Annotated in this window: 17 protein-coding genes; 9 read left to right on the forward strand and 8 right to left on the reverse strand. The window is 71.4% G+C overall.

Translation table 11 applies throughout. The features are described from left to right. Positions 1-39: 39 nt before the first annotated feature. Positions 40-1,221 carry an epoxide hydrolase family protein gene (locus DEJ00_RS11185; RefSeq protein WP_111057395.1) on the forward strand — a complete coding sequence of 394 codons (1,182 nt, stop codon included), beginning with the start codon at positions 40-42 and terminating at the stop codon, positions 1,219-1,221. Here DEJ00_RS11185 and DEJ00_RS11190 read toward each other — a convergent pair. The 4 genes from DEJ00_RS11190 to DEJ00_RS11205 are packed head-to-tail and all read right to left on the reverse strand — an operon-like array spanning position 1,127 to position 4,198. Next, the gene (locus tag DEJ00_RS11190; protein WP_181440157.1) at positions 1,127-1,792 is read right to left on the reverse strand and encodes a signal peptidase I; all 666 of its coding nucleotides are present in this window, start codon (positions 1,790-1,792) and stop codon (positions 1,127-1,129) included. The two genes, DEJ00_RS11185 and DEJ00_RS11190, sit on opposite strands and share 95 nt — an antisense overlap. Beyond that, on the reverse strand, positions 1,789-3,057 hold the full coding sequence (locus tag DEJ00_RS11195; RefSeq protein WP_111057397.1) for an RICIN domain-containing protein: 1,269 nt from the start codon (positions 3,055-3,057) through the stop codon (positions 1,789-1,791). The genes DEJ00_RS11190 and DEJ00_RS11195 overlap by 4 nt, the downstream gene beginning before the upstream one ends. Beyond that, a complete protein-coding gene (locus DEJ00_RS11200) occupies positions 3,054-3,605 on the reverse strand; it encodes a hypothetical protein (RefSeq protein ID WP_111057398.1) in 552 nt (183 codons plus the stop codon). Before DEJ00_RS11200 ends, DEJ00_RS11195 begins: the two co-directional genes overlap by 4 nt. 23 nt (positions 3,606-3,628) lie before the next feature. Next, positions 3,629-4,198, reverse strand: a complete 570-nt coding sequence (locus DEJ00_RS11205) for an alternate-type signal peptide domain-containing protein (protein ID WP_111033128.1) — start codon at positions 4,196-4,198, stop codon at positions 3,629-3,631. A 338-nt stretch (positions 4,199-4,536) separates the two neighbouring features. Between DEJ00_RS11205 and DEJ00_RS11210 the strand changes: the two genes are divergently transcribed. Genes DEJ00_RS11210 through DEJ00_RS11220 form a run of 3 tightly spaced genes read left to right on the forward strand, consistent with a single transcriptional unit; the run spans position 4,537 to position 7,084 of the window. After that, positions 4,537-5,184 carry a MerR family transcriptional regulator gene (locus tag DEJ00_RS11210; RefSeq protein ID WP_111057399.1) on the forward strand — a complete coding sequence of 216 codons (648 nt, stop codon included), beginning with the start codon at positions 4,537-4,539 and terminating at the stop codon, positions 5,182-5,184. Continuing rightward, positions 5,181-6,143: an NAD-dependent epimerase/dehydratase family protein gene (locus DEJ00_RS11215; protein ID WP_111057400.1), complete on the forward strand. Its 963-nt coding sequence runs from the start codon at positions 5,181-5,183 to the stop codon at positions 6,141-6,143. Before DEJ00_RS11210 ends, DEJ00_RS11215 begins: the two co-directional genes overlap by 4 nt. Further along, positions 6,140-7,084, forward strand: coding sequence for a hypothetical protein (locus tag DEJ00_RS11220; protein WP_258373653.1), 945 nt, complete (start codon positions 6,140-6,142; stop codon positions 7,082-7,084). The genes DEJ00_RS11215 and DEJ00_RS11220 overlap by 4 nt, the downstream gene beginning before the upstream one ends. A gap of 4 nt (positions 7,085-7,088) precedes the next feature. On the opposite strand, the gene DEJ00_RS11225 is transcribed toward DEJ00_RS11220, so the two are convergent. Beyond that, positions 7,089-7,655, reverse strand: a complete 567-nt coding sequence (locus DEJ00_RS11225; RefSeq protein ID WP_083404335.1) for a TetR/AcrR family transcriptional regulator — start codon at positions 7,653-7,655, stop codon at positions 7,089-7,091. Positions 7,656-7,733: 78 nt separating this feature from the next. Here DEJ00_RS11225 and DEJ00_RS11230 point away from each other — a divergent pair, with 78 nt between their 5' ends. From DEJ00_RS11230 to DEJ00_RS11250, 5 genes are all read left to right on the forward strand, one after another. Next, complete coding sequence (locus DEJ00_RS11230; RefSeq protein ID WP_111057401.1) at positions 7,734-8,669, forward strand: ketopantoate reductase family protein; 936 nt, start codon at positions 7,734-7,736, stop codon at positions 8,667-8,669. Positions 8,670-8,785: 116 nt separating this feature from the next. After that, positions 8,786-9,958: an ROK family transcriptional regulator gene (locus tag DEJ00_RS11235; RefSeq protein ID WP_111057402.1), complete on the forward strand. Its 1,173-nt coding sequence runs from the start codon at positions 8,786-8,788 to the stop codon at positions 9,956-9,958. A gap of 149 nt (positions 9,959-10,107) precedes the next feature. Continuing rightward, a complete protein-coding gene (locus tag DEJ00_RS11240) occupies positions 10,108-11,223 on the forward strand; it encodes a sugar ABC transporter substrate-binding protein (protein WP_071246748.1) in 1,116 nt (371 codons plus the stop codon). Between the two features lie 129 nt (positions 11,224-11,352). Continuing rightward, a complete protein-coding gene (locus DEJ00_RS11245; protein WP_110864792.1) occupies positions 11,353-12,117 on the forward strand; it encodes an ATP-binding cassette domain-containing protein in 765 nt (254 codons plus the stop codon). Continuing rightward, positions 12,114-13,382, forward strand: coding sequence for a sugar ABC transporter permease (locus DEJ00_RS11250; RefSeq protein ID WP_035807698.1), 1,269 nt, complete (start codon positions 12,114-12,116; stop codon positions 13,380-13,382). The genes DEJ00_RS11245 and DEJ00_RS11250 overlap by 4 nt, the downstream gene beginning before the upstream one ends. A gap of 188 nt (positions 13,383-13,570) precedes the next feature. Here DEJ00_RS11250 and DEJ00_RS11255 read toward each other — a convergent pair whose 3' ends face one another. From DEJ00_RS11255 to DEJ00_RS11265, 3 genes are all read right to left on the reverse strand, one after another. After that, positions 13,571-14,578, reverse strand: coding sequence for an SPFH domain-containing protein (locus DEJ00_RS11255; RefSeq protein ID WP_214523964.1), 1,008 nt, complete (start codon positions 14,576-14,578; stop codon positions 13,571-13,573). A 237-nt stretch (positions 14,579-14,815) separates the two neighbouring features. Beyond that, on the reverse strand, positions 14,816-15,574 hold the full coding sequence (locus DEJ00_RS11260; protein WP_181440158.1) for an acyl-CoA thioester hydrolase/BAAT C-terminal domain-containing protein: 759 nt from the start codon (positions 15,572-15,574) through the stop codon (positions 14,816-14,818). Positions 15,575-15,671: 97 nt separating this feature from the next. Continuing rightward, positions 15,672-16,040, reverse strand: coding sequence for an SdpI family protein (locus DEJ00_RS11265; protein ID WP_111057404.1), 369 nt, complete (start codon positions 16,038-16,040; stop codon positions 15,672-15,674). Positions 16,041-16,088: the final 48 nt, after the last annotated feature.

The following is a 16,088-nucleotide window of genomic DNA, read 5'->3' on the forward strand; positions in this document are numbered from 1 at the left end:
AGACGGACAGCCGCCCTGACACCGAGCAACGAGGACCCCATGTCGGACACCGCAGCCATCACCCCGTTCACCCTCGACGTCCCCCAGGCGGAGCTCGACGACCTGCGCCGCCGACTGCTGGCGACCCGCTGGCCCGATGCCGAAACCGTCGAGGACACCTCGCAGGGACCCCGACTCGAGAAGGTCCGCGCCCTCGTCGAACACTGGACGACGGAGTACGACTGGCGCCGGACCGAGGCACTGCTGAACGGCTGGGGCCAGCACACGACCCGGATCGACGGGCTCGAGATCCACTTCCTGCACGTCCGGTCCGCCGTCCCCGGTGCCCGCCCGCTCCTGCTCACCCACGGCTGGCCCGGTTCCGTCCTGGAGTTCCGCCACGCGATCGGCCCGCTCACCGACCCGGTGGCGCACGGCGGCGACGCGGCGGACGCGTTCCACGTCGTGATCCCGAGCCTGCCCGGGTTCGGCTTCTCCGGGAAGCCGACGACCACCGGGTGGAACACCGCCCGGACCGCGAGGGCCTGGTCGGTGCTGATGTCCCGGCTCGGGTACACGGACTGGTTCGCCCAGGGCGGTGACCTCGGCGCCACCGTCACCGCGGAGCTCGCAGCCCTGCAGGCCGCCCGGGACATCGGACTCGCCGGGATCCACCTCAACATGGCGCTGTTCATGCCGACGGACGACGAGGCCCGGAACGCCTCCCCCGACGAACAGGTCATGCTGCAGGAGAGCGGCCACTACTGGCAGGAGCTGTCGGCCTACTCGCAGCAGATGTCGACCCGCCCACAGACCATCGGGTACTCGTTGGCGGACTCCCCCGTCGGGCTGGCGTCGTGGATCTACGCGATGTTCCAGGACGTCGGCGGCTCGCACGACGAACACGGCGATGTCGAGCGGCTCTTCCCGCTCGACGAGATCCTCGACGACGTGATGCTGTACTGGCTGCCGAACACCGCCGCGTCCGCGGCGCGCATCTACTGGGAGGCGACCCGCACCGGCTGGGCCAGCCCGGGCACCGTCGAGGAGCCGCTGACCCTGCCCGTCGGCCTGAGCATCATGCCGGGCGAGTACGTCCGCCGGTCGCGCCGCTGGGCAGCGCGCCGGTACACCGACCTGGTGTTCTTCAACGAGGTCGCGCGCGGCGGGCACTTCGCGATGCTCGAACAGCCGGAGCTGCTCGTCGACGACGTCCGTGCGACGTTCCGCGGACTCCGCTGACGGCGACCGATCGGATCACCAGCAGCAGGGCGTAGCCGATCATCACGCCGCCCAGGGTCGGTACGAGCCAGGCGCGCGCGTCGCCCGCGACGGCGGTGTTCACGAACCCCAGGCCGGGGATCGAGTACCAGACCCGGCCCATGACCTGCGCGGCGACGACCCGTTCGGGATCGACGGCGGAGTTGTTGTCGCCCTTGAACGTGAACAGGCGGCGGCCGTCGGCCCCGATCGCGACGGCGACCACCCGGTGCGAGATCACGCCGGGCCGGTCGACCCGGATCTGGTAGGTGACGATGTCGCCGACACCGATGTCCGCGGGGTCCACCGGGCGGACGACCGCCAGCGTGCCCGGTGGCATCCCCGGCTCCATCGAGCTCGTCAGCACGGTGAGCGGCACCGAACCGGTGATCCGCGGCACCAGGATCGCCAGCGCCGCGAGCCCGACCACGACGATCAGGAGCAGGACCGCGGCCGTCTGCCCCAGCAGCCGGAGCGCGCTCGACCAGCGGGCACCCCGCGGCTGCGGCTGCGACTCCAGCTCCGGCTTCGCCTGCGGCACTGCGGTCGTCACGACGTGGCCCGGAGGGAGAACAGCTGGAGTCCGGACGTGCTGCAGTCGGCGACGGTCATCGGGTTGGTGGTGGCGGACCCGTTCGACGCCGTCAGGCAGAGGTCGTTCCGGTTGCGGAACCGGAAGAGCCCACTGCCCGCGCCGACCGCTTCGGCCGTCCACTTCTGGGCGCTGATGTCGTTGTCGGGACGGAGCAGGGCGGAGCGGTCACTCGGGGCGTCCCAGTACAGCGACGGGTTCGACGGAGACGTGATCCGGAGCCAGGCGTCCTCGGGCGTGAAGCGCCACGTCTGTGTCGCGCTGGTCGTGCAGGACGTCGTGGTGATCGGCGAGCCGGAGGCCGACCCACCACTCGCGACGCAGGTGCCGGTTGCGTCGTTCCGCAGGACGTACCGGCTCGTCGACGTGTACCACCCGGTGGCGTGCTGGATGCCGGGAGACGACGGCGACGCGTGGCCGCCCGTTCCGCTGGCGACCGCTCGCACCGTGTACGCGTAGTACTTCGAGACCTGCAGACCGGTGTCGGTGAAGGACCGGACGGAAGCCGACGTCACGCTGACCAGGACGCCGTCCCGGTACACGGCGTAGGACCCGATGCCGCTGGTGTCCGCGGGCGCCGCCCAGGTGACCGTGATGCTGCTGTCGGTCTCGGCGGTCTTCGACGGCACGGACGGCGTGACGGTGTCGGCGACGCTCTGGGCCGCGCGGGCGTGCGCCGTGCCGGTCCAGGTGCCCTGGCGGGCGGTGACGGTCGCGTCGAGGGTGGTCGAGCCCCCGGAGAGGTCGAAGCGCTGGCCCTGGCTGACCGACGTCCGCACACAGGTCGAACGGCTCGCGCCGGCGGCGAGGGTGGCGACCACGGGTGCGATCGTTGTGCCCGAACCGGTGACCGCGGCACTCGACGGAACGCCGGAGCAGGGGTTGGCGTTCGTGGACTGCCAGACGTCGACCCGGACGGCGCTCGACACCGCTGACCCGGCGGTCGCTGCGAGCGAGAGCGAGGTGGTGGCGGGGACGGACCCCGAGTTCGAGACCGTGACGAGCGCCGTGTGGGACAGCGCGGCCGAGGAGTACGTGGTGGCGAGGTCCTCGACCCCGCGGATGCCGACCGAGACGGAGCCGGTCGTCGCGGCAGCCCGGACGGACTGTGCCGGGGCGGTCCACGTGGCCCACGCCGTCCCGCCACTCACGAGCTCGAGCGCGACGACCGCGGCGGCCGTCGCTCCGAGCAGGAGCACGCGTCGACGTGGCGTGGGGTCGGTCATGATCCTGCCTGCGTCCCGCTGACGGTCGTGGTGAAGTCGGTGGAGAGGCCCTGCTGCGACGCGGCTGCGTCGGCCGGAATCGCGACGGCGAGGCAGAGGACGACGGCGGCGCCCGCGGGCAGTGCGATGCCCGCGGACATCGGCGAGGTCGAGTCGAGCGTGCCGGACCACGTGGGGCGCACGCTGCCGGCCCGGCACACGGCCGCCGACGTCGCAACACCGACGGTCACCCGCAGGTCACTGCGGACGCCGGAAGCCGACGTCGCCGCGCCGGCACGACCCATCGCGATGCCGAGGTCGAGGGGGACGTCGCCCGTGTTCGTCGCGGTGACCACGCCGAACTCGGTGGCTCCCGGGTACAGCGGTGCGGACGGCAGCGCGAGGCTGCTCAGCGACAGGTCCGCGGACCCGGCGGTGATCGTCGCGGGCTCGGTCGAGGACCGGGCGCTGAGGAGTGCGAACGTGCCGCCGTCGGTGGAGACGGCGACGACCGCGACGATCCCCACCGCGGCGGCGGCGAGCAACGTCGCCGTCGCCCATCCGGTCATCGCGCCACCTCGGCGCCGGCGGCTCATGCCTGGGTCAGGGTCACGGCGATGGCGTCGAGGTCGACCGACCCGTTCTGCGTGCCGTCCTCGACACCGGGGGTGGTGCTCTTCGGGAAGGCGATGGTCACGCCGACGCGGACGTCCTGCTGCGAGCCGGTCTGCCCGGTCACCGTGTACGGCGCAGCGGCACCGGAGACCCCGTCACCGGACGCGGTGAGCACCGCGTTCGCCGACAGGTACTTCGCCAGTGCGACGTCTGCCGGAGCCGACGTCGAGGTGGCCTCGACCGATGCCGGGTCCACGGCCAGGGTGGCCTTCAAGCCCTTGCCGTTCGCGGTGACGACCATGTCCTGCGAGTAGGTGACGACGTCGCCCGGCACGATCGGGTAGCCGTCCAGTGTCGAGAGCGGCGACCCACCGTTGACGGTCCAGCTCGCCGCCTGTGTGGTCGGCTTGATCGAGAGTGCGCCGGCGACGATGGTGCCCCCGGCGGTCTCGGCGCTCGAGTTCCAGAGCGCGAAGGTGCCGGCGCCTCCGAGCAGGAGGGCGACGCCCGCTGCGCCGATGATCGAGGCGGTGATGATCTTCTTCATGGTGTGCTCTCTGCGACGTCGAACGTCGGATCTGCGTCGACCACGTCGGGCGGACAGCTCGATGAGCTGCTGGCAGCCGTGCCCGGGGAAGGGCGCGGCGCATCGACCGGAGAACGTGGTGCTCGACCTGCTGGGAGCGGCAAGTGCAGGAGACGAAGCCCTGCGAGCAGGGACCCGCCGACGGCCGGTCGTGCTGCTTCGCTGAGTATGACATGACAATGCCCCGCGTGCCGGTCTGCGCGGAGGCACAGGCGGACTGGCAGGTTGACACACCCTCACCTGGCGATGAGGGTCGCGGAGCACTTGTCCAGCAGAACAGATACTGCTACTCTCCGATAGTGCGAATATCTGAACTTGCCCGAGCGGCGTCCACGCCGGTCACCGCCGTCAAGTACTACCAACGCGAAGGCCTCCTGCCCCCCGGCGAGAAGTCGGCGCCGAACCAGACCGCCTACGACGACCGGCACGTCGAACGAGTCCGGCTCGTCCGGGCACTCCTGGAGACCGGCGGGCTCTCGGTCGCCGTGACGAAGCAGGTCCTGGCCGTGCTCGACGCCGAGACCGCACCACTGGCCGAGGTCTTCGCCGTCGCCCAGTACGCCATGACCACCCCGCGCTCCCCCGAGTCCGAGGCGACCCCGGAGGCCCGCGCCCGGATCGAGGAACGGGTGTCGGCCGCCGGCTGGTGCGCGACGTCGGACAACCCGGGACTCGAGACCGCGGCCCGGGCGCTCGACGGACTGCGCACCATCGGGTTCGACGCTCCGGACGACTACCTCGACGCCTACGTGTCGGCAGCGGCGAGCGCGGCACGGGCCGACGTCGCAGCACTGCAGCACCGCGACGGCCGGACCGCGATGGCGGAGCTGATGGTGATCGGGACCGTCCTCGGCGATCCGCTCTTCGCGGGACTCCGGCGCCTGGCGCAGCAGGACGCCACCCACGACCTGTTCCCCGTCGCCGACACGGACGAAGCCGGCGCATGACCGCTCCGCTGCACGTCGTCCTGGGCGGCAACGGTGTCGTCGGGCGCGAGACACTCCGTGCACTGCGTGAGCACGACGTCGACGCCGTGTCCGTCGGCCGGCGCCCGTCGACAACAGCAACGGCAGGCAACAACGAGAGCGAGAGCGGCAACGCCCGCACCGACCACGTCATCGCCGACCTGCTCGACCCCACCGCCGTCCGCCGCGTGCTGCACGGCGCCGACGTCGCGTACCTCGTCGCCGGCCTGCCGTACTCGTCGGGGGTCTGGGCGGACCAGTGGCCGAGGATCGTCGACAACACCGTCGGAGCAGCACTGGCCGAGGGCACCCACCTGGTGTACCTCGACAACGTCTACGCCTACGGCCGCGTGTCCGGGCCGATGACCGAGGCGACCCCGATCAACCCCGCCGGTCGGAAGGGTGCGGTGCGCGCGGCGGCCCTCGAGCAGCTGCGGACCGCGGCCGACCGCGGACTGGCCGTCACCGTCGGGCGGAGCGCCGACTTCACCGGCCCCGGCGCGACGACGAGCGTGTTCAACGGTTTCGTCGTCGACCGGATCGCCGCCGGCAAACGCCCGACCTGGCTGCTCGACGCCGACCAACCGCACTCCCTCACCGCCACGACCGACATCGGCGACGCGCTCGTGACCCTCGGTACCGACGACCGTGCGACGGGCCGGACCTGGCACCTGCCGACCGCTCCGGCGCTGACCGGTCGGCAGTACGTCGAGCTCGCCGGGGTCCCCGCCGCCGACACCGCCGTGATGTCGTCGGCCACGCTGCGCGTCGGTGCGCTCTTCACCACGTCCGCCCGGGAGACGCTCGAGCTGCGGTACCAGTACACCGACCCCTACGTCTTCGACTCGTCAGCGTTCGAGCAGACCTTCGGCGTGCAACCGACCCCCACCGCCGACGTCGTGGCCGCCGCCCTGCTGCACGCCCGGAGCGTGGCCCGGTGATCGCCGCCGTCCGTCGAGCGGTCGCGTGGCACCCGGCGCTCATGGCCGTGGCCGGCCTGATGGTCGTGTCCACCGCGGTCTGTCTCGTCGGACTCGTCGTGGATCCCCGGACCATCCTCGGGGCACCGGCGTGGATGAAGCCCCTGAAGTTCTCGCTGTCGATCCTGCTCTACGCCGTCACCTGGGCGTGGCTCATCGCCCACCTGCCGAAGTGGCGGACGCTCGCTCGCCGACTCGGCACCGTGGTGGCCGTGGCCCTGGTGGTCGAACAGGTGCTCATCGTGTGGGCCGCCGCGACCGGCACGACGAGTCACTTCAACGTGTCGAACAGCGTGCACGTGGTGGTGTGGGCGGTGATGGCGGTCGCGATCACGACGCTCTACCTCTCCACCTTCGTCACCTCGATCGCACTGTTCTTCCTGCGCCTGCCCACCCCGGCACTGACGGTCGCCGTCCGCGCCGGTGCCGTCATCGCGCTCCTCGGCATCGGGGTCGCGTTCCTGATGACCGGCCCGACCCCCACCCAGCTCACCGCCCCGGACGGGATCGTCGGCGCCCACACGGTGGGGATCGCGGACGGCGGCCCCGGGGTGCCGCTGCTCGGGTGGAGCACCGTCGGCGGTGACTACCGGGTCGCCCACTTCGTCGGCATGCACGCCCTGCAGGTGCTCCCGCTGGTGGCACTCCTCGTCGCCGCCGCCGGTCGGCACCTGCCGTGGCTGGCACACCCGACCACGCAGGTCCGGATCGTGGTCGTCGTCGCGGTCACGTGGGCGGCGGGCACCGTGCTCCTCACCGTGCAGGCCGCGGTCGGACAGTCGGTCGCCCACCCCGCCGGCACGGTGGCCGCGGTGGCGTGGTCACTCGTCGTACTGGCTGCGGCCGCGAGTGTGGCCGTCCTGCTCCGCGCCCACACCACTCCGGTGGCGCGACCGCGCTGACGGATCAGCGGGCCCGGAGCCCTCGGGAGACCAGGTCGGCGGCAGCACGGGCTTCCGTCGCCCACCCCGGGCGATCGATCCCGGCCCCGATGCCGTGCAGCAGCATGAGCACCGTCCCGGGGGCGACGTCGGACCGGATCGTCCCGTCACCTGCCGCGCGCGCCATCAGCTCGGCGAGTGTCCGCTCCAGGTCGCCCCCACCCTCGGCCTGCGTGGTGGCGTCGACCACGGCGGCGAGGGTGCGGGCGAGCGCCGCGTGGTCGACCACGTACTCCACGAAACCGCGCAGGAAGTCGTCGAGGCTCTCAGCCGCTGGCCGCGTCGAGTCACGAGCACGCTGGCAGAGGACGTCGACCTCGCCCCGGTAGACCGCCGCCGCCAGCGCTTCACGCGTCGGGAAGTGTCGGTAGAGCGTGCCGACACCGACGCCGGCGCGTCCGGCGAAGTCGTCGAAGCGCAGCTGCTCGTCACGCTCGAACGCCGTCCGGGCAGCGGCCACGATCGCGTCGCGGTTCCGACGGGCGTCGGCGCGCATCGGCTTCGCGGCAGGCAGGGGTTCCTCGACCGGCACGGAGCCTCCTTGACAAGTGGAAACAATCTCCATATCTTCCAAGTGGAGATCGTCTCCAGACTAGCGGACAGGTGCCTGATGCGGATCCTCATGCTCGGACGGGGCGTCATCGCCACGATCTACGGCCAGGCCTTCCAGCACTCCGGGCACCAGGTCGACCACCTGGTGCGGCCCGGGCGCGCTGCCGAGTACGGCAACAGCGTGCAGACCGACGTCATCGACGGCCGCCGCGGACCCCTGGGTCGGCGGATCCGATCGACGTCGCCGACGCGACTGGTCGAGTCGATCGACACGGACGACGCCTACGACCTCGTCGTCCTCAGCGTCGGCCACCACCGACTGCAGGAGGCCGTGGCCACCCTGGCGCCCCGCATCGGCGACGCCACGGTGCTGGTCCTCGGCAACGTGTGGGACGAACCCCTCGCCGCGGTCGCACCGCTCGCCGCGGACCGGGTGCTGTTCGGGTTCCCGGGCGCCGGCGGCGGGTTCGACGCCGACGGGGTCCTGCACGGTGCCGTCCTCCGTTCGGTCCGGCTCGGGACGACGGGCGCGGATCCGGATCGGCGGGAGCTGGTGCGGTCGGTGTTCCAGCAGTCGGGGTTCACCGTGCAGGACGAGGACGACATCCGGGGGTGGCTGTGGCTGCACTTCGTGCTCGACGCCGGCATGTTCGCGCGGGCGCTGCAGAGCGGCGGCCTGGCGACGATGGTCGGGGACGGACACGCGCTCCGCGAGGCGTTCCTGATCGGTCGGGAACTCCTCCCGGTCCTGCAGGCACGGGGCGTCGACCTCGCTCGGCACCGCTCCACGGCGCTGCCCGTCCGACGCCCGGGGGTGACGGCGGCCGTGGTGGCCGCGGCCACGGCGCTCGTCCCGATCGCGCGGGCGAGCCTCGCCGCGCACGACGACCCGACCGCCGCGGAACCCCTGGCGGTCCTCGAGGACGTCCGGCGCACCGCCGCCGCCCTGGGCGTCCCGACCCCGCGCCTCGACCGGACGGCGCAACGCGTCTGACGACGGGTGCGGGCGGTGGACGCGACCACCCACGGCCTGGAGGCGCGGTGCCAGCTGCCACCGTGCCTCCAGTCCGTCACGGCGAGCGTTCCGGACCCGCCCGTTACGCTGTCCCCGTGTCAGAGCCGCGCCGCAGTCCGGGAAACCAAGCTTCACTGCGTGAAGCCAACCGGGGCCGGGTCGTCAGCGCGGTGAAGCGACACGGCGGGCTGACGCAGGTCGAGCTCGCCGGGGTGACCGGACTCTCCCCCGCGACCGTCTCGAACATCGTCAAGGAACTCGTCGCGACCGGTGCCCTGCACGCGACGCCGAGCACCTCGAGCGGCCGTCGGGCGCTCCGCGTGACCCTGCCGCACGGCCTCGGGCTGGTCGCCGGGGTGCACGTCTCGCCGCGGCACCTGCGGCTGGCGCTGTCGGACCTGAACGGCGCCGTCCTGGCCGAGCGGCACATGCCCCTGGCCCGTGACCACCGCGCCGACGCCGAGCTCGACAAGACCGCGCTGCTCGTGCTGGACATGGTGGAGTCCATCGAGTCGTCGATGGACGAGGTGCTCGCCGTCGGCCTCGCCGTGGCCGCCCCGATCGACGCCCGCACCGGGATGACGGCGCGCGGCGGGATCCTGCGGGGTTGGGACGGCATCGCGCTCGGCCAGTCGCTCGCCCGGCGGATGGACAAGCCCGTGCAGGTCGACAACTCGGCCAACCTCGCCGCCCTGGCGGAACACCGGACCGGGGCGGCCCGCGGCCGCGACACCGTGGTGACGCTCGACGTCGGCAACGGCATCGGCGCCGGACTCGTGCTGGGCGGGCACCTGTTCCGTGGGCACCACGGCATCGCCGGCGAGTTCGGGCACACCCCCGTCCTGCCGAACGGACCCCTGTGCCGTTGCGGCAACCGCGGGTGCCTCGAGGCGATCGCCGGCGCACCCGCCGTGCTCGAGGGCGTCCGCGACGAGGTCGGCACCCTCAAGCTGGCGGACCTGATCCTGCGCGCGATGGGCGGCGACCAGGTCTGCATGCGCGCCGTGGCCGACGCCGGGCGGGCCATAGGTGCGGCGGCGGTGGGGCTCTGCAACGTCCTCGACCCGGAGCGGGTGGTGGTCACGGGCGAGTTCGCACGGGCCGGGGAACTCCTGCTCGGCCCGATGCGGCACGCCCTCGAGTCCTCGTTGATCGTCGACGTGGACGGCACGCCGGACGTGGTGCAGGGGCAGCTCGGCGAGAAGGCCTCGGTGACCGGCGCGCTGGCCCTGGCGATCGAAGCCGTCGACGTGACGCGCGCACGATAGGCGCGGGCGAGCCGGGGCGCCCCGCGCCCGCCGGATAACGTTTTCGTCACGGCGCGCGGTCCTTGCGTTCAACTCTTGCAGCCAAGAACGCTCGCTGTCACACTCAGGGCACCGCCGATGGGGGCGGTCCACTGTTGGAGGACGTTTCAATGAAGAAATCCACCACACGAGCGATGCTGGGCGTCAGCGCCCTGCTGCTCGCGATCACCACCCTGGCGGGCTGTTCCAACGGCGCGGATGCCGGGACCGGTTCCGGCGGAGGCGGCGGGGACGCGTCGAAGGCCAAGATCGGCCTGCTCCTGCCCGACTCCGTCACCGCCCGCTACGCCAGCGCCGACCGCCCGCTCTTCACCGCCGAGGTGAAGAAGCAGTGCAGCGGCTGCTCGGTCATCTACGCGAACGCCGACGGCGACGCGTCGAAGCAGCTGCAGCAGGCCCAGTCGATGCTCACGCAGGGCGTCAAGGTCCTGGTCCTCGACCCGTTCGACGGCGAGGCCGCAGCGTCCATCGTCCAGCAGGCGAAGGCCAAGAAGGTGCCGGTGATCTCCTACGACCGGCTCATCAACAGCCCCGACCTGAGCTACTACATCTCGTTCGACAACGAGAAGGTCGGTGAGCTGCAGGGCCAGGCCCTGGTCGACGCCCTCAAGGCGAAGAAGGTCCCGGAGGGCTCGGGCATCATCATGGTGAACGGCTCCCCCACCGACAACAACGCCTCGCAGTTCAAGAAGGGCGCGCACTCGGTCATCGACGACAGCGGCTACAAGGTGCTCGCCGAGTACGACACCCCCGGATGGGACCCCGCCAAGGCGCAGGACTGGGCAGCCGGCCAGATCAGCAAGCTCGGCAAGGACGAGATCACCGGCGTCTACGCGGCGAACGACGACACCGGCGGCGGCGTCATCGCGGCCCTGAAGTCGGCCGGTGTCACCGAGCTCCCGCCCGTCACCGGGCAGGACGCCTCGCTCGCGGGCATCCAGCGGATCCTCGCAGGTGAGCAGTACATGACCGTCTACAAGGCCTTCAAGCCCGAGGCGTCGAAGGCCGCCGACCTGGCGATCCAGTTCGCGAAGGGTGAGACGCCGAAGGGCGACACCACCGTCGACACCGCCGGGGGCGCCAGCGTCCAGTCGACGCTGCTCGACCCGGTCGCCGTCACCACGGACAACGTCCAGTCGACGGTCGTCAAGGACGGCCTGTACGAGGTGTCGAAGATCTGCACCGCGCAGTACAAGGCAGCCTGCGACAGCGCCGGCATCAAGTAGGTCCGACCCCCTCTGCCCGCCCGGTCCGACTGCGGACCGGGCGGGCCTCACCGATCGAGGACGACACCCGTGAGCACGACACCCGTGAGCAACGCGTCACCAGCAGCACACCCCTCCGCCGACCCGGTGATGTCCCTGCGCGGGATCACCAAGCGGTTCGGCGCCGTCCAGGCCCTCAGCGACATCGACTTCGACGTATACCCGGGCGAGGTGGTCGCCATCGTCGGCGACAACGGCGCCGGCAAGTCGACGTTCGTGAAGATCCTCGCCGGGGTCTACACGCCCGACGGCGGCACGATCACCTTCGGCGGCGACGAGGTCAGCGTCCCGAACCCCGCGGCGGCCCAGACCCTCGGCATCGCCACGGTGTTCCAGGACCTCGCCCTCGCCGACAACCTCGACGTGGTCTCGAACCTGTTCCTCGGGCGCGAGATCGCCCACCCGTTCCTCGACGAAGAGGAGATGGAGCGCCGATCGTGGGAGCTCCTCCAGCAGCTCGCCGCCCGGATCCCGTCGGTACGGATCCCGATCGCGTCGCTGTCCGGTGGGCAGCGGCAGACCGTGGCGATCGCCCGCTCGCTGATCGGCGACCCGCAGGTGGTCGTCCTCGACGAGCCCACCGCCGCACTCGGTGTCGCACAGACCGCCGAGGTCCTGAACCTCGTCGAACGCCTGCGCGAGCGCGGACTCGGCGTCGTCCTCATCAGCCACAACCTCGCGGACGTGCAGGCGGTCGCCGACCGGGTCGCGGTCCTGCGACTCGGCCGCAACAACGGCACCTTCCGCATCGACGACGTCTCCTACGAGGAGATCATCGCGGCCATCACCGGTGCCACCGACAACGCCGTCACCCGTCGCGCCGCCGCCCGCACCGAGCAGGAGACCTCCGCATGAGCAAGACCGACGAGACCCTCACCGCAGCGACCCCGACTCCTTCGGCCGCGGACCTGCAGGACGAGCGGCTCCTGCGCGACCAGGGGATCGGCGGCGCGGCGAAGGCGTTCGTCCGCCGCGTGCGCGGCGGTGACATCGGTTCGCTGCCGGTGGTCGTCGGGCTCATCGTCATCTGGGCGGTGTTCCAGGCGCTCTCCCCCGACTTCCTGTCCCCGGGCAACCTGGTCAACCTCGCCCTGCAGTGCGCCGCGGTCGGCACCATCGCGATCGGCATCGTCCTCGTGCTGCTGCTCGGCGAGATCGACCTGTCCGTCGGAAGCGTCAGCGGACTCTCCGCCGCGATCCTCGGCCAGGGCCTCACGACGCTCGGCTGGCCGCTGTGGCTCGTGCTCACCGTCGCCCTGGCCGTCGGTGCCGCCGCAGGCCTGCTCTACGGCCTGCTGTTCACCCGCTTCGGGGTGCCGAGCTTCGTCATCACCCTCGCCGGTCTGCTCGGGTTCCTCGGGCTGCAGCTGCTCATCCTCGGGCCGAACGGCTCGATCAACCTGCCGTACGACTCACCGATCGTGCAGTTCGCCTCGGCCTCGTACCTGCCGCCGTGGCTCGCGTACCTGCTGGCCGTCCTGGCCGCCGGCGGCCTCTTCTTCACTGAGGTCCGCCGTGCTGCCCGTCGCCGTCGTGCCGGACTGTCGACCGGAGCGATGTCCCTGACCGTCGTGAAGGCCGTCGCCCTGTTCCTCGGCCTCGCGCTGATGGTCTGGTACCTGTCGCGCGACTTCGGCACCGGCACCTCGTTCGTGTTCTTCGTCGTGCTGGTCGTGCTGATGAACTTCGTGCTCAAGCGCACCCGCTGGGGCCGCTCGGTCTTCGCGGTCGGCGGCAACGTCGAGGCAGCACGGCGCTCCGGCATCCGGGTGAACCGCATCTACATCTCGGTGTTCATGCTGACCTCGCTCTTCGCCACCGTCGGCGGCATCCTCGCCGCCGCCCGCCTCAACTCGGCGAGCCTGTCCTCCGGCGCCGGAGACACGAACCTCAACGCGATCGCCGCAGCCGTCATCGGCGGGACCAGCCTGTTCGGTGGCCGTGGCAGCGCCTGGTCGGCGCTGCTCGGCATCATCGTGATCCAGTCGATCTCGAACGGGCTCACCCTGCTGAGCCTCGACTCGTCGATCCGCTACATGATCACCGGCGCGGTCCTGCTGCTGGCCGTCATCATCGACTCGCTCTCGCGGCGCAGCCGCGCCAGTCACGGCGCAGCCTGAGCGGGGCCCTGGACCCCGCCACCGCGACGGACAGGAGGCACGGTGCCAGCTGGCACCGTGCCTCCCGTCCGTCGCGGTGCGCGTCTCGGATCCGGAAGACGCCGTCGTGTTCTCCCGACGCCGCCCCGTGCGCGAGACGCCTCCGAAAACGGAGGCGTCTCGGCGACTGGGCGGCGTCTCGGCGCGCGCTACTTGCTCTTCGAACCCGAGGTCCCCGGCAGGCTGAGGATGTTGTCCGTGCCCTGCGGCACGACGATGAGCGAGCCGTTGTCGCCGGCGCTCTTGAGCGCCTCGATCTCGCGCTGCTTGAGGGCGGCGTCGGAGAGCGGGTGCTCGTTGAGGACCTCGTTGGCGTCGGCCTGACCCTGTGCCTCGGCGACCTGCTGCTGCGCCTGCACCTTCTTGGCGTCCAGGAGCGCGCGCTCCTTCGTGACCTGGATCTGCGCCTGCTGCGCGGTGGCGTAGGCGTCGATGACCGACTTCGGCGGCGTGATCTCCTGCAGGGCGAAGTTGTCGACGTGCACGCCCGAGCCCTTCCACCGCTTCTCGAGCGCCTGGATCATCGCCTTCTCGACGGTGCCGCGCTTGGTGATGAGCTCGATGGTGGTGAAGTCGTTCGGCACCTGGCGCACGACGCTGCGCACCGAGTTGCCGATGAACTGCGTCTTGAAGTTCTCCTCGGTCTTGTACGACCGGTAGATGTCGGTGACCGACTTCGCGTCGATGCTGTACTGCAGGTTGAGGCTGACGTTCGACGAGACGCCGTCCTGGTCCTGCACCGTGACGTACGGGCCGGAGCGGACGTTGCCGTTGTTGTCCGAGTCGGAGCCGTTGACCGCGTTGATGTAGGTGACGGTCTGGTTGCGGATGTTGAACGTGTGCAGCGTGGCCCACGGCGCCTTGAAGTGGAACCCGGAGTCCGTGCTCTGCCCGACGATGTTGCCGGAGATGTCCACCTGCACCTTCGACTCACCCGTGTCCTGCGCGTACAGGGTGCTGCCGAGCGTGAGGCCGACGAACAGGACGCCGGCGGCGGCCGCGGTCCACGTCGCGATGAGGTTCGGGCGGCGGGTCGGGACGGCGGGGCGTGCCTCGCGACCGGGTGTGGCCGGGCGTGCGGGGGTGGAGTAGGTGCGTGTTCGGAAGAAGAGCGCGACGAGCGCGATGACGAGGAAGACGATGGCGGCGACGAACATGACGATCACTCCTGGATGCTTGTCCGTGCAGTCTGCCGTACCCGGAGGGGTGCGGGTGACGCGGGGGCGCGGGGTCCGTGTCGCCTGGTGTCCGTGTCGTCTGGTGCGCGTGTCGTCTGGCGTCCGTGTCGCCTGGCGTCCGTGTCGTCTGGTGCGAGGTTGCGCACCTGGTGCGACCCTCGATGCCTCGCACCAGGAGTGCAACCTCGCACCGAGCGGCAGCGGGCGGCCCCCGGGTCAGCTTGAGGGACTGATGCAGTCGAGGGCCAAGGCGGCCCGGATCGCCTCGAGTGCCATCGCCCCGAGCGCAGCGTCGGCGGCTGCGGTACCGCCGCGCGCCATCTCGGTCCCACCGACCACGACTGGCTCGGTCGGCAGGACCACCCGGTGCCCTGCATCCCGATGGACGACCACGGTCGTGGTGTGCCCGGCCGCGGCCCGCCGAGCTGCGATGCGGCGAGCGCTCTGGGCGCTCGGCCAGACCTGGTCGTCCTCACCGGCGATCAGGACGAGCTGCTGTATCCGCTCGACGGGTACCGCCGCTGCCCGAACCCGGTCCGGGGCGGCCTCGAACGAACGCTCGTAGAGCGATCGGAAGCGCGGTGGTTCTTCCCGCCGCCAGGTGTCCCACGCCAACGGCACGTGCGGCAGTGGCGATCCGTCGAGGGTCCAGTGCGATCGTTCCACGCCCCCGCCGTCCGGCCAGGGCCACACCACGTCGGTGGGTGCGAACGCGATGACGCCCGCGACCGAGGGGCGGTGCGCGCCGAGGACCAGCGCGGCCTCGGCGCCGAGGGAGGTCCCGACGAGCCAGACACGGTCGCAGCTCCGCTCGAGTTCGTCGATGCGGGCGAGGAAGAGCTCGAGCGGGACGGCCCACGGTCCCGGTTGCTGGCCGGCTCCTCCGAACCACCGGATCGACTCAGCGATGTGCCCGAGTCCGGCGAAGACCCGCGCGCGGTCCTCGTCGACCCGCCCGCTCGACCCAGCGAGCACAAGGACGCCGGTCCCAGATCCGACGGGCGGGACGAACCGAACGCCTTCAGGGTCCTTCAGACCGATTCGCTGCACGAGACCAGCATGACCCCTCCGATCACCCGTCGCGAGGAACGCTGTTCGCAGCGCGTGACGCCGACACCGCACCGGCGACGAGCGCGGCCAGCGTGCTCACCAGTGACAGGCCGAGCAGCACAACGTAGAGGACCGGGGTGAGCTGCGCCGGGACGGAGACGATCGCCACGATCGCGGACGTGATCAGCAACGGCCGCATGACCCGGTGCGCGGCGAGGTGCCCAGCGCGCCAGGCCGCGTCGCTCCGCATGAGTGACGGCAGCCGGATGCCCGCTGCGCGGTTCCGCCCCAGGCCGTCTGCAGCGATCGACACGATGCCCCAGATCGCCGCGTCGACGATGAGCACGAGCACGGCGCACCCGATCGCCGCCCACCAACCCGGACTGTCCATCTCGGCCTCCCCGCACCACGCTAACGCGGTGAAGGCGACGTGCCCGAG

It is taken from the genome of Curtobacterium sp. MCLR17_039 (assembly GCF_003234745.1).
GTDB lineage: Bacteria > Actinomycetota > Actinomycetes > Actinomycetales > Microbacteriaceae > Curtobacterium > Curtobacterium flaccumfaciens.

Bases quoted from the DNA above. Each gene is read 5' to 3' on its own strand.
- DEJ00_RS11185 (WP_111057395.1), top strand. From the start codon at position 40: ATGTCGGACACCGCAGCCATCACCCCGTTCACCCTCGACGTCCCCCAG.
- DEJ00_RS11195 (WP_111057397.1), bottom strand. From the start codon at position 3,057: ATGACCGACCCCACGCCACGTCGACGCGTGCTCCTGCTCGGAGCGACG.
- DEJ00_RS11200 (WP_111057398.1), bottom strand. From the start codon at position 3,605: ATGACCGGATGGGCGACGGCGACGTTGCTCGCCGCCGCCGCGGTGGGG.
- DEJ00_RS11205 (WP_111033128.1), bottom strand. From the start codon at position 4,198: ATGAAGAAGATCATCACCGCCTCGATCATCGGCGCAGCGGGCGTCGCC.
- DEJ00_RS11215 (WP_111057400.1), top strand. From the start codon at position 5,181: ATGACCGCTCCGCTGCACGTCGTCCTGGGCGGCAACGGTGTCGTCGGG.
- DEJ00_RS11230 (WP_111057401.1), top strand. From the start codon at position 7,734: ATGCGGATCCTCATGCTCGGACGGGGCGTCATCGCCACGATCTACGGC.
- DEJ00_RS11240 (WP_071246748.1), top strand. From the start codon at position 10,108: ATGAAGAAATCCACCACACGAGCGATGCTGGGCGTCAGCGCCCTGCTG.
- DEJ00_RS11245 (WP_110864792.1), top strand. From the start codon at position 11,353: ATGTCCCTGCGCGGGATCACCAAGCGGTTCGGCGCCGTCCAGGCCCTC.
- DEJ00_RS11250 (WP_035807698.1), top strand. From the start codon at position 12,114: ATGAGCAAGACCGACGAGACCCTCACCGCAGCGACCCCGACTCCTTCG.
- DEJ00_RS11255 (WP_214523964.1), bottom strand. From the start codon at position 14,578: ATGTTCGTCGCCGCCATCGTCTTCCTCGTCATCGCGCTCGTCGCGCTC.
- DEJ00_RS11265 (WP_111057404.1), bottom strand. From the start codon at position 16,040: ATGGACAGTCCGGGTTGGTGGGCGGCGATCGGGTGCGCCGTGCTCGTG.